The organism is Roseomonas sp. KE0001, from assembly GCF_016107285.1.
Lineage (GTDB): Bacteria > Pseudomonadota > Alphaproteobacteria > Acetobacterales > Acetobacteraceae > Pseudoroseomonas.
The window spans coordinates 661,586-674,165 of record NZ_RCVQ01000001.1; the positions used below are offsets into that span (position 1 = coordinate 661,586).

Annotated in this window: 7 protein-coding genes; 6 read left to right on the forward strand and 1 reads right to left on the reverse strand. The window is 70.9% G+C overall.

Annotated elements, in window-relative coordinates; translation table 11 throughout:
* Positions 1–32: 32 nt before the first annotated feature.
* On the reverse strand, positions 33–2,948 hold the full coding sequence (uvrA, locus tag D9598_RS03125) for an excinuclease ABC subunit UvrA (RefSeq protein WP_370591921.1): 2,916 nt from the start codon (positions 2,946–2,948) through the stop codon (positions 33–35).
* Positions 2,949–3,228: 280 nt separating this feature from the next.
* Here uvrA and ssb point away from each other — a divergent pair, with 280 nt between their 5' ends.
* From ssb to coaD, 6 genes are all read left to right on the forward strand, one after another.
* A complete protein-coding gene (gene ssb, locus D9598_RS03130; protein ID WP_198364916.1) occupies positions 3,229–3,747 on the forward strand; it encodes a single-stranded DNA-binding protein in 519 nt (172 codons plus the stop codon).
* 135 nt (positions 3,748–3,882) lie between these two features.
* On the forward strand, positions 3,883–6,378 hold the full coding sequence (ptsP, locus tag D9598_RS03135) for a phosphoenolpyruvate--protein phosphotransferase (protein ID WP_198364917.1): 2,496 nt from the start codon (positions 3,883–3,885) through the stop codon (positions 6,376–6,378).
* Positions 6,368–7,297 (forward strand): 1-phosphofructokinase, encoded by a 930-nt coding sequence (gene pfkB / locus D9598_RS03140; protein WP_198364918.1) that lies wholly within the window; start codon positions 6,368–6,370, stop codon positions 7,295–7,297. The genes ptsP and pfkB overlap by 11 nt, the downstream gene beginning before the upstream one ends.
* Before the next feature lie 45 nt (positions 7,298–7,342).
* The gene (locus D9598_RS03145; protein ID WP_198364919.1) at positions 7,343–9,106 is read left to right on the forward strand and encodes a fructose-specific PTS transporter subunit EIIC; all 1,764 of its coding nucleotides are present in this window, start codon (positions 7,343–7,345) and stop codon (positions 9,104–9,106) included.
* Positions 9,107–9,317: 211 nt separating this feature from the next.
* Positions 9,318–12,062, forward strand: a complete 2,745-nt coding sequence (gene gyrA, locus D9598_RS03150) for a DNA gyrase subunit A (protein ID WP_198365022.1) — start codon at positions 9,318–9,320, stop codon at positions 12,060–12,062.
* Positions 12,055–12,579 carry a pantetheine-phosphate adenylyltransferase gene (gene coaD / locus D9598_RS03155; protein WP_198364920.1) on the forward strand — a complete coding sequence of 175 codons (525 nt, stop codon included), beginning with the start codon at positions 12,055–12,057 and terminating at the stop codon, positions 12,577–12,579. Before gyrA ends, coaD begins: the two co-directional genes overlap by 8 nt.
* The last annotated feature ends 1 nt before the right edge of the window (position 12,580 follow it).

Below are 12,580 nucleotides of genomic sequence, written 5' to 3' on the forward strand. Positions count from 1 at the left end.
AAGGGCGGTTCCGGTGGGACCGCCCTTTACCGTCAGGCCCGCTTGCGCCGCCTGGAGGGCCGGGCCGGCAACAGCGGCGCGAGGAAGCGGCCGGTATGGCTGGCGGCAATGGCCGCCACCTCCTCCGGCGTGCCCTCGGCAACGATCTGGCCGCCGCCATCGCCGCCTTCCGGACCCAGGTCGAGAATCCAGTCCGCGGTCTTGATGACCTCCAGATTGTGTTCGATCACCACCACCGTGTTGCCCTGGTCCACCAACTGGTGGAGCACCTCCAGCAGCTTGCGGACATCCTCGAAATGGAGGCCCGTGGTAGGCTCGTCGAGGATGTAGAGGGTGCGGCCGGTGGCGCGGCGGGAGAGTTCCTTGGACAGCTTGATGCGCTGCGCCTCGCCGCCGGAGAGGGTCGTCGCCTGCTGGCCGAGATGGATATAGCCCAGGCCGACCTCGCGCAGCACGCGCAGCTTCTCGCGGATGGCGGGCACGGCCGAGAAGAACTCCAGCGCCTCGTCCACCGTCATCTCCAGCACGTCCGCGATGGACTTGCCGCGGAACTTCACCTCCAACGTCTCGCGGTTGTAGCGCTTGCCTTTGCAGGTGTCGCAGGTGACGTAGACATCCGGAAGGAAGTGCATCTCGATCTTCAGCACGCCATCGCCCTGGCAGGCCTCGCAGCGGCCGCCCTTGACGTTGAAGCTGAAGCGGCCCGGCTTGTAGCCGCGCGCCCGGCTGTCGGGCAGTTCCGCGAACCAGTCGCGGATCGGCGCGAAGAGGCCCGTATAGGTGGCCGGGTTGGAGCGCGGGGTGCGGCCGATCGGCGACTGGTCGATGTCGATGATCTTGTCGAGATGCTCCAGCCCCTCGATCCGCTCGTGCGGCGCCGGTACGGTGCCCGCGCCCATCAGCCGGCGGGCGACCGCCTTGTAGAGCGTCTCGATGACGAAGGTGGACTTGCCGCCGCCGGAGACACCCGTCACGCAGGTGAAGGTGCCGAGCGGCAGGCCGGCGGTCAGGCCGCGCAGGTTGTTGCCGGTGGCGCCGACGACACGAAGCATCCGCTTCTCGTCCGGCGCGCGGCGCTTCTCCGGCACGGCAATGGTGCGGCGGCCCGAGAGGTAGTCGCCGGTGATGCTGTCGCGGTTGGCGGCCACCTCCTCCGGCGTGCCCTGGGCGATGACGCGGCCGCCGCCGGCGCCGGCGGCGGGGCCGATGTCGATGAGGTGGTCGGCGGTGCGGATGGCATCCTCGTCATGCTCGACCACGAGCACGGTGTTGCCGAGGTCGCGCAGCCGGCGAAGCGTGCCGAGCAGCCGCTCGTTGTCGCGCTGGTGCAGGCCGATGGAAGGCTCGTCCAGCACATAGAGCACGCCGGTCAGGCCCGAGCCGATCTGGCTGGCGAGGCGGATGCGCTGGCTCTCGCCGCCGGAGAGGGTGGCGGAGGCGCGGGCGAGGGAGAGGTAGTCCAACCCGACATCCAGCAGGAAGCGCAAGCGCTCGATGATCTCCTTGAGAATGCGGCGGGCGATCTCGGCCCGCTGCGGTGTCAGCGTCGCCTCCACCCCCTCGAACCAGGGCAGGGCCTTGCGGATCGACAACTCGCTGGCCTGGGCGATATGCAGCCCGGCCACCTTGACCGACAGCGCCTCAGGCTTCAGCCGGGCACCCTGGCAGGCATGGCAGGGCTGCTCGGCCTGATAGCGGGACAGATCCTCCCGGACCCAGGGATTGTCCGTCTCGCGCAGGCGGCGGGCGAGGTTGGGCAGGACGCCCTCGAAGGGCTTCTTCACCTCGTAGGCGCGCAGCCCGTCCTTGTAGCGCAGCGTCACCGCCTCGTTGCCGGTGCCCTGCAGGATGGCGTTCCGCGCCTGCTCCGGAAGCTCCCCCCAGGGAACCGACATCCTGACCTTCAGGTGCCGCGCCAGGCTGTCCAGGGTCTGGTCGTAGTAGGGCGCGCTGTTGCCGGCCCAGGCGGCCACCGCGCCATCGGCCAGGCTGCGCGTGTCATCGGGCACGACGAGGGCGGGGTCGAAGAAGCTCTCGGTGCCGAGGCCGTCACAGACCGGGCAGGCGCCCTGCGGCGAGTTGAAGGAGAAGAGGCGCGGCTCGATCTCCTCCAGGGTGAAGCCGGAGACGGGGCAGGCGTAGCGGCTGCTGAACACCGTGCGCTCGCCGCCATCGGCATTCTCCGCATAGGCAACGCCATCGGCCAGGCCCAGCGCCGTCTCGAAGGAATCCGCCAGACGCTGCGCCAGGCCGTCATTGCCGACGACCACGCGGTCCACCACGACCTCGATGTCATGCTTCCGGCGCTTGTCGAGCGAGGGCGCGTCCTCGATCCGCATCAGGGTGCCGTTGATCTTCACCCGCTCGAAACCGCGCCGCTGATACTCGGCCAGCTCCTTCCGGAACTCGCCCTTCTTGCCGCGCACCACGGGAGCCAGCAGCAGGAGGCGGGTTCCCTCCGGCATGGCGAGGACGCGGTCCACCATCTGGCTGATCGTCTGTGCCTCGATGGGCAGGCCGGTGGCCGGGGAGTAGGGAATGCCCGCCCTGGCCCAGAGCAGGCGCATGTAGTCATGGATCTCGGTGACCGTGCCGACGGTCGAGCGCGGATTGTGGCTGGTGGTCTTTTGCTCGATCGAGATGGCGGGGGAGAGGCCCTCGATCGAATCCACGTCGGGCTTCTGCATCAGTTGCAGGAACTGGCGGGCATAGGCCGAGAGGCTCTCGACATAGCGCCTCTGCCCCTCCGCGTAGATGGTATCGAAGGCGAGGGAGGATTTGCCGGAGCCGGAGAGGCCGGTGATGACCGTCAGCGTGTGCTTGGGGATATCGAGATCGACATCCTTCAGATTGTGCTGGCGTGCGCCCCGGATCCGGATCTCGTCGTGCTGCCCGGCGGCCTGGGCGGGGTTCCGCCGGGCGGCGGGCAGGTTCGACAGCTTTTTCAACTCAGGCTCCTGCGCACAAGCGTTCGCATTGTGTTCACGTTCGGGTTGTGCCAGCATCATGGTGCGGCGGAAAGAGGCATTCCGTCACCGCAGACAAGTGTGATGCGGCGGGTGGCGGCGGACAGGCTCGCCCGTTAGGTTGCCCCGGGGTGGGTTGCCCTGGGGCGCGCCCCAGGGCGGCGCGCAGAGTCGTGAAACCGGGCTTCCGGGCCATGGCCTGGCCTCCAGGATGGAGGTCCGGCCGGCCGGCGGGGCCGCAGCGTATGAAGGACCGGGCAGCATGGCCGGCAGCGTCAACAAGGTGATCCTGATCGGCAATCTCGGTAGGGACCCGGAGGTGCGGAACTTCCAGAACGGCGGGCGCGTGGTGAATCTGCGCCTCGCCACCACGGACACATATAAGGACCGCGAGGGGAACCGCCAGGAGCGCACCGAATGGCACTCGGTGGCGATCTTCAACGAGCGCATCGGCGAGGTCGCCGAGAAGTATCTGCGCAAAGGCAGCAAGGTCTATATCGAGGGCAAGCTCGAAACCCGGAAGTGGCAGGACCAGGGCGGCCAGGACCGCTATTCGACCGAGGTCGTGCTGCGCAACTTCGGCGGTGAGCTGACCCTGCTGGACGGTCGCGGTGGCGGCGAGGGCGGTGCCCCGTCCGAGGGCGGGGAGCGGTCGGGCGGCTTCGGCGGCCGGTCGGGCGGCGAGCGTTCCGGCGGTGCGGCGTCGCCCCGCCCGCAGCGGGGCGGGTGGGACACGCCCAAGGGCGGCGGCAGCGATCTGGACGACGATATTCCGTTCTGAGCACACGCAGAATTCGGCTCGGGGGCGCTTGGCAGCCCCGCCGGGTCGGCATGATATGTCCTGCTCTCGGCATGGGACGGCTCGCTTCGGCGGGCCGTCGCTTTGTGTCCCGCTGAAGGACAGGAACGCAGGCTCGTGATACTCTCCGCCGACCGCATTCGACTGGCAGCCCATCCTTCCGGCAAGGAGGACGCCATCCGACAGGCCGCGCAACTTCTGGTCGAGACGGGTTCCATAAAACCCGCCTATTCAGACAGCATGATGCGGCGCGAGGAGGAAGCGGACACCTTCCTCGGCAATGGTATCGCCATTCCCCACGGGCAGCGGGCCGATCGCGGCCTGATCTCCAGCACGGGCATCGCGGTGCTTCAGGTTCCCGGCGGCGTGCGCTGGAACGGCGAGGATGTGGCGCGCCTCGTCGTCGCCATCGCGGCGCAGGGCGATGAGCATATCGCGGTGCTGCGCCGGCTGACGGACGTCCTGGGCGAGCCGGAACTGGCATCCCGCCTGGCGCTGACCACGGATCCGGCGGAGATCCTGGCCGCCCTCGACCCCGAGGCGCCGCTGCCGGCGGTGGCCGCCGCGCCGGAGGGCGACGGACAGGGCCTGACGGCCGCCGTCCAGGCGCCCGCCGCGGCCGGCATGCATGCGCGCCCCGCCAAGGTCCTGGCGCAGCTTGCCAAGGGATTCCGCTCGGACATCCGGCTGCGGCACGGCGAGCGCAGCGCCGACGCGAAGAGCATGATCGCGATCCTGCAGCTGGGCGCCGGTCCCGGCGCGGCCCTGACGCTTTCGGTGGCGGGGCCGGATGCGGAGGAAGCACTGAAGGCGCTGACGCGGGGCTTCGCCGATCAGCTGGGGGATGCCGAGACCACCGCGCCCGCGCCGCCGGATATCGACAGGGCGCCTCAGGTATCCGCAGAGCCCCTGGAGGCAGGCGCGATCGCCGGCCTGCCCGCCAGCCCTGGCATCGCCATCGGCGTGCTGTACCGCTTCCGCTCGGAATCGGCGGGCTTCGCCACGACGGCCAGCGATGCCGTGGCCGAGGAGGCGGCGCTGGAGGCGGCGCTGGAAGCCTCCCGTGCCGAGCTGAAGTCGATGGCGACCGAGATGAGCAGCCGGATCGGTGACAAGCACGCGGCCATCTTCGCCGCGCATGAGGAGTTCCTCGAGGATCCGGAGATCCTGGCCGAGGCGCGGGCCGCCATCGGCAAGGGCGCCTCGGCCCCCGCCGCCTGGCAGGGCGCGACGGAGGCGCGGGCCACGGCGCTGGCCGGCCTCGGGGATGAGCTTCTCGCCGCGCGCGCGGTCGACCTGAAGGATGTCTCGCGCCGCGTGCTGCGCCATCTGGTGGGCGGACAGGAGGTGGTGGCGACCCTGCCTGAGAAGGCCGTGGTGGTGGCCGAGGACCTGACGCCGTCCGAGACCGCCAATCTGGACCCCGCCCGTGTGGTCGGGCTGGTGACGGCGGCGGGAGGGCCCACGGCGCACACCGCCATCCTGGCGCGGGCGCTGGGCATTCCGGCGGTCGTCGCCGCGGGGGCCGGCGTGCTGGATCTCGCCGATGGGACGCCGGTGGTGCTGGATGGCGACCGCGGCCGGCTGCACCCCGATCCCGACGCGGCGGCGCTGGCCCGGGCCGAGGCCGCCATGGCGCGCGGCCGCGACCGGGCCGCCGCTGCCCGGCAGGCGGCCTTCCGCCCCGCGGTGACGCGGGATGGCCGCCGGATCGAGGTGGCAGCCAATGTGCGGCGCCCTGAGGAGGCGGCCGAGGCCGTCGCGGCCGGCGCCGAGGGCAGCGGCCTGGTCCGCAGCGAATTCCTCTTCGACGACCGGTCGGAGCCGCCGGACGAGGAGGAGCAGTTCGATATCTACCGCCGGCTGGCGGAGGGCTTCGGCGGCCTGCCGGTCGTGCTTCGGACCCTGGATGCCGGCGGCGACAAGCCGCTGCGCTTCGTGCACCACCCGGCCGAGGCCAATCCCTTCCTGGGCCTGCGCGGCCTGCGGCTGTCACTGGCCGAGCCAGACCTGTTCCGCAGCCAGATCCGCGCGGCGCTGCGAGCGGCGCAATATGGCGATCTGCGCATCATGCTGCCCATGGTCGATGGGCTCGAGGATCTGCGCGCCGCGCGCCGCGCCATCGAGGCGGAGCGTGCCGGGCTTGGCGCTCCCCCGGTCGAGATCGGCATCATGGTCGAGGTGCCTTCGGCCGCGGTGATGGCCGACCAGCTGGCGCGCGAGGCGGATTTCTTCTCCATCGGCACCAATGACCTGACGCAGTATACCCTGGCGGTCGACCGCCTGCACCCCACCCTCGGCAAGCGTTCCGACGCGCTGGACCCGGCCGTGCTGCGGCTGATCGACATGACGGTCCGGGCGGCGCACGCCCGTGGCCGCTGGGTCGGGGTCTGCGGCAACATGGCGGCGGACCCGATGGCGGCACCCATCCTGCTCGGCCTCGGCGTCGACGAACTGTCGGTCTCGATCCCCAATGTCGCCGCCCTGAAGGCGCAGATCCGCGCCCTGACCATGGATCAGGCCGAGGCGGTGGCGCGCGCCGCGCTGGCCTGCGGCAGCGCCGCCGAGGTGCGGGCCCTGCCGGGCCTGCAGGAGCTGGGTCATGCCGGCTGACATCGCCACCATCACTCTCAATCCGGCGCTGGATCTCACCATACCGCTGCCGCGCCTGGAGGTGGGCACCGTCAACAGGGCTGGCGCCGCCGAGCTGCGGCCGGCGGGGAAGGGGGTCAATGTCTCCGTCATGCTGGCGCTGCTGGGCGAGGCCTCCCTCGCCACGGGGCTGCTGGGGGAGGCGGACAGCCCTGCCTTCGAGGCCTTCCTGTCGCCACGGGGCGTCACGCCCGCCTTCCAGCCGGTGGCGGGCCGCTGCCGGATCAACGTGAAGGTGGTGGAGACGGAACGGGGGGAGGTGACGGACATCAACCCGCCCGGTCCCCGGGTCTCGGAACGGGACCTGGACGCCCTGCTGGCCCGCCTGTCGCCGCCTCCCTCCCTGGCCGTGCTGTCGGGCAGCCTGCCGCCCGGCCTCTCCGCGGAGGCGCTGGCGCGGGTGACGCGCCATCTGGTCGCCGGCGGTGCCCGGGTGGTGCTGGACAGCAGCGGGCCGGCCTTCGAGGCGGCCCTGCCGGAGCGGCCCTGTCTGGTCAAGCCCAACCGGGACGAGTTGTCGGCGCTCCTGGGGCGTCCTCTCCCGGACCGGGACGCGCTGCTCACCGGCGCGCTCGAGCTGCAGGCGAGAGGTGTGAGCCATGTCGTCGTCTCGGCCGGGGGCGAGGGCGCGCTCTTCGTGCTGCCCAACCTCCGCCTCTGGGCCAGGCCACCCAAGGTGAGGCTGACCACCACGGTGGGTGCCGGCGACGCCATGGTCGCTGGCCTGACGGCGGGCCTGCGGCGCGGGCTGGACGCCGAGGCGCTGGCCCGGCTGGCGACCGGATGTGCCGCCGCCGCCGTCTCCCGCCCCCCGGACGCCTCCGCCGATCCGGCGGAGATCGAGCGGCTCGCCAGGGCCACGCAGGTGGAGGTGCTCTGACCGTGTCGCGATCCTCCGTTGCCTCCTTCTTTCCGGACAGCACGCATGCCTCATGATTCCGTCCAGGCCACATCCCTGCGGCTGCTGGCCGTCCTTCGTCATTCCGCCAGTGCGCCCCACCTCGCCATGGCCGCCGAGGCGCTGCGCGAGGCGGCGGAGCGGGCCGGCCTGCTGCTGACCCTCGATCTGCCGGACGCGCCGGCGCGCGACGCCGAGGCGGCCGCCGTGCTGCTGGTCGGCGATGCCACGGCGGATGCGGCCCGGCATGCCGGCCGGCCGCTGATCGCCACCACCATCGTCGAGGCGATCCGGCATCCGGAGGCATCCCTCCGCTCCGCCGCGGCGCTGGCGCGCCTTCCCCGCCCCGCGACGCCGGCCCCGCGGGAAGCGACGCCGGCGGTGCCCGCCGCGGCCGCCGCCGGCCCGGCGGGGTCCCGCCGCCTTGTCGGTATCACGGCCTGCCCGACCGGTATCGCCCATACCTTCATGGCCGCCGCCGCGCTCGAGAAGGCGGCCAAGGCCCTGGGCTACGAGATGCGGGTGGAGACGCAGGGCTCAGTCGGCGCGAAGAACGCCCTGACGGACAGCGAGATCGCCGAGGCCGATGCGGTGGTCATCGCGGCCGATACGGGCGTGGACACGGCGCGCTTCGCGGGCAAGCGCATCGTCATCGCGGGGACGGGCGACGCGCTGAAGGACGGGCAGGGGCTGATCAACCGCGCCCTGGCGGCGGAACCGATGGGCGGTGCCGCGCGGGGCGAGGCGGCGCCGACGCCGCGCAAGGCCCAGGCCCCCGGCGTCTACAAGCACCTGATGACCGGCGTATCCTACATGATCCCGCTGGTCACGGCGGGCGGCCTCTGCATCGCCCTGTCCTTCGCCTTTGGCATCGAGGCTTTCAAGGAGCCGGGCAGCCTGCCGGCGGCGCTGTTCCAGATCGGCGCGCAATCGGCCCTGGCGCTGATGGTGCCGGTGCTGGCGGCCTTCATCGCCTTCTCCATCGCGGACCGGCCGGGCCTGGCGCCGGGCTTCGTCGGCGGCGCGCTGGCCAATGCGGTGGGCGCGGGCTTCCTGGGTGGCATCGTCGCGGGCTTCCTGGCCGGCTATATCGCCCGCTTCCTGCGGGACAGGCTGCCCTTCCCGGAGAGCCTCGAAGGCCTGAAGCCGGTCCTGGTCATCCCGCTGCTGGCCTCGCTGGCGACCGGCCTGCTGATGATCTACGTGCTCGGCACGCCGATCGCCGCCGCCCTGGCCTGGCTCACGCAGTTCCTCCAGGGGATGGGGACCTCCAACGCCGTCCTGCTGGGCCTGCTGCTGGGCGCGATGATGGCCGTCGACATGGGCGGGCCGGTCAACAAGGCAGCCTATGCCTTCGGTGTCGGCCTGCTCGGCGCCGAGACCTTCGCGCCCATGGCCGCGATCATGGCCGCCGGGATGACGCCGCCGCTCGGCATCGCGGTGGCGACCCTCATCGCCCGCGGGCGCTTCAGCCAGGAGGAGCGGGATGCCGGCAAGGCCTCGGCCGTGCTGGGGTTGGCCTTCATCACCGAGGGCGCCATTCCCTTCGCGGCCAAGGACCCCGTGCGGGTCATCCCGGCGCTGGTGGCCGGCTCGGCGGTCGCCGGCGGGCTCTCCATGCTCTTCGGCTGCACCCTGCGGGCACCGCATGGCGGCATCTTCGTGGTCGGGATTCCGGGGGCGGTCGGCAATCCGCTGGGCTACCTGATCGCGATCCTCGCCGGGACCGCCGTCACCGCCCTGGCGGTGGCGGTGCTGAAGCGCCATTCTCCGGTCGCGGCCGCCGCCTGAGGTCGTGAGCGGCGGTTTGGCGGAAGCCGGCGAAGCGGCTATAAAGACGCTGATTTTCGTGGGGCGGGGCGGCGGGGTAATCCTGCCCGACCCCGGCTCCCGGCGGCGCGTCCGCCCGGGAGGCCAGACCCCGGCTGCTGCATAGGAAAACGGCGTGAGCGACAGCGATAACGGCACCGGGCCGTCCGGCCATATTCCGCCCGAGGGCACGATGCCGGTGACGCTCGAGGAGGAGATGCGCCGCTCCTACCTCGACTATGCGATGAGCGTGATCGTGTCCCGCGCCCTGCCGGATGTGCGGGACGGGCTGAAGCCGGTGCACCGACGGATCCTGTTCTCGATGAACGAGAACGGCTTCACGGCCGACAAGCCCTACAAGAAGTCTGCGCGCGTCGTGGGCGACGTGATGGGCAAATATCACCCTCACGGCGACAGCGCGATCTATGACGCCATGGTCCGCATGGCGCAGACCTTTTCGCTGCGCGTGCCGCTGATCGACGGGCAGGGCAATTTCGGCAGCATGGACGGCGACCCGCCGGCGGCCATGCGCTACACCGAGGCGCGGCTCGCGCGGTCGGCCACGGCGCTCCTGGAAGGCATCGACGAGGACACCGTCGATTTCGGGCCCAACTACGACGAAAGCGCCGAGGAGCCGAAGGTCCTCCCCGCCGCCTTTCCGAACCTGCTGGTGAACGGCGCCAATGGCATCGCCGTGGGCATGGCGACGAACATCCCGCCGCACAACCCCACCGAGGTGATCGATGCCACGCTGGCACTGATCGCCGACCCGGAGACCTCGCTGGAGGATCTGATGAAGGTCATCCCGGGGCCCGACTTTCCGACTGGCGCCCTGATCCTCGGCCGCGCCGGCATCCGCTCGGCCTTCGAGACGGGGCGCGGCAGCATCGTCCTGCGCGCCCGCGCCGAGATCGAGGAGATGCGCGGCGGGCGCAGCGCCATCGCCATCTCCGAGATCCCCTACCAGGTGAACAAGGCGGCGCTGATCGAGCGGATCGCCGAGCTGGTGCGCAGCCGCCAGCTCGAGGGCATCAGCGACCTGCGTGACGAGAGCGACCGCTCGGGCTTGCGCATCGTCGTGGAGCTGAAGAAGGACGCGACCCCGGAGGTGGTGCTGAACCATCTCTATCGCTACACCAATCTGCAGACCTCCTTCGCGGTCAACATGCTGGCGCTGCATGAAGGAAGGCCGCAGCAGATGGGCCTTCGCCAGGCCCTGCTGGCGTTCATCGGCTTCCGTGAGGATGTCATCCTGCGCCGGTCGCGCTACCGCCTCGGCAAGGCGCGCGACCGGGGCCATCAGCTGGTCGGCCTCGCCATCGCCGTGGCGAACATCGACGAGGTCATCCGGCTGATCCGCAACAGCCCGGATGCCACCACGGCCCGCGCCGCGCTGATGGACCGGGACTGGCCGGTCGCGGATGTGGGGCCGCTGCTGGCCCTGGTCGATGATTCCGGCAATGTCGTCGTCAATGACACGGTTCGTCTGACCGAGGCGCAGGCGCGCGGCATTCTGGAGCTGCGCCTGCAACGGCTGACCGGGCTCGAGCGCGACAAGATCAATGCCGAGCTGGACGAGGTGGCCGGCCGCATCCGCGAGCTGCTGGAGATCCTGTCCTCCCGCCCGCGGCGTCTGGAGCTGATGGCCGAGGAACTGGCCGCGGTTCGCGCGCAGATCGCCTCCTCGCGCCTGTCCGAGATCGTCGACGGCATCGCTGACCAGGATGACGAGAGCCTGGTGGAGCCGGGCCTCATGGTCGTCACCCTGACGCGGGACGGCTATGTGAAGCGCACGCCGCTCGAGACGTTCCGCGCGCAGAATCGCGGCGGCCGCGGCCGCAGCGGCGCCAGCATGCGGCAGGATGATGTGGTGGTCCGCTCCTTCAACGCGCACACGCATCAGTGGGTGCTGTTCTTCACCAGCCGGGGCATCGCCTTCCGCGAGAAGGTGTGGAAGCTGCCCGAGGCGGGGCCGACGGCGCGGGGTCGGTCCCTGCGGCAACTCCTGCAGTTGCAGGAGGAAGAGCTGGTGACGGCGGTGCTGCCGCTGCCGCAGGATGAGAGCCTGTGGGAGAGCCTGCATCTCGTCTTCGCCACGGCGCAGGGCAATGTCCGCCGGAACCGGCTCTCCGACTTCAGGAATGTGCGCTCCTCCGGGCTGATCGCGATGAAGCTGGACGAGGGCGACGGCCTGATCGGTGTGTCCACCTGCCGCGAGGGCGATGACGTGCTGCTGGCGACGCGGGGCGGGCGGGCCATCCGCTTCGTCGCCGATGTCGACACGTTGCGCGTTTTCGCCGGCCGCGATTCGACCGGCGTGCGGGGCATCCGCCTGGGCAAGGGTGACGCGGTCATCGCGCTGTCCGTGCTGCGCCATGTCGATGCTGATGTCGAGGAGCGCAGCGCCTATCTGAAGCAGGCGGCGCAGAAGCGGCGCAGTGGCGAGGAGAGCGCCGAGGCGGCGGCGGAGTCGGAAGCCGCGCTGGCCGAGGAGAATGCGGAGGCGGCGCGGGCCGAGGTGTCGCTCTCGGTCGAGCGCATGGCCGAGCTGGAAGAGGCGGAGGAACTGCTGCTCACCGTCACCGACGGCGGTTTCGGCAAGCGCAGCTCCGCCTACGAGTACCGCGTCACGGGGCGGGGCGGGCAGGGCATCGCCAATATCAACCTGACGCCGCGCACCGGGCGGGAGGTGGTCGCCACCTTCCCGGTGCGGGGCGGCGACGACGTGATGCTGATCACCGACAGCGGCCGGCTGATCCGCATGCCGGTGGATCAGGTGCGCGTGACGGGCCGGCAGGCCATGGGCGTGACGCTGCTGCGGCTCGACGAGGGCGAGCGTGTTTCCTCTTGCTTCACCGTTGTGGAGGAGCAGGGCGTCGATGAGCCGGGGCCCGACGCGACCGCCGACGGCGCGGGGATGGGAGATGAGGATGTCTGAGCGCGGCCTGCGCACCGGCGTCTATCCGGGCACCTTCGACCCCGTCACCAACGGGCATCTCGACATCATCCATCGCGCCGCCCGGATCCTCGACCGCCTGGTGATCGGTGTGGCCATGAATGCCGGCAAGGGGCCTCTCTTTCCGCTGGAGGAGCGGGTCGCGCTGGTAGAGGCCGAGACGCGCCCGATCGCGGCGCGCACGGGCACCGTCATCGAGGTGGTGCCGTTCGAGAGCCTGCTCGTCGGTTTCGCGCGGGAGGTGGGCGCGCAGGTGATCGTCCGCGGGCTGCGCGCCGTGACCGACTTCGACTACGAGTTCCAAATGGCCGGGATGAACCGCCGGCTCGATCCCGAGATCGAGCTGCTCTTCCTCATGGCCAGCGAGGGCAACCATTTCATCTCCTCGCGTTTCGTGAAGGAGATCGCGCGGCTCGGGGGCGATATCAGCACCTTCGTGCCGCGCCTGACGCGCGACCGCACCCTTGAGAGGGTCCGGCAGCCGACCACCGGGGAGTGAC

What these genes read in the sequence shown, in the direction of transcription:
- ssb (WP_198364916.1), top strand. Translation starts at nt 3,229, where the DNA reads ATGGCCGGCAGCGTCAACAAGGTGATCCTGATCGGCAATCTCGGTAGG.
- pfkB (WP_198364918.1), top strand. Translation starts at nt 6,368, where the DNA reads ATGCCGGCTGACATCGCCACCATCACTCTCAATCCGGCGCTGGATCTC.
- D9598_RS03145 (WP_198364919.1), top strand. Translation starts at nt 7,343, where the DNA reads ATGCCTCATGATTCCGTCCAGGCCACATCCCTGCGGCTGCTGGCCGTC.
- gyrA (WP_198365022.1), top strand. Translation starts at nt 9,318, where the DNA reads ATGCCGGTGACGCTCGAGGAGGAGATGCGCCGCTCCTACCTCGACTAT.
- coaD (WP_198364920.1), top strand. Translation starts at nt 12,055, where the DNA reads ATGTCTGAGCGCGGCCTGCGCACCGGCGTCTATCCGGGCACCTTCGAC.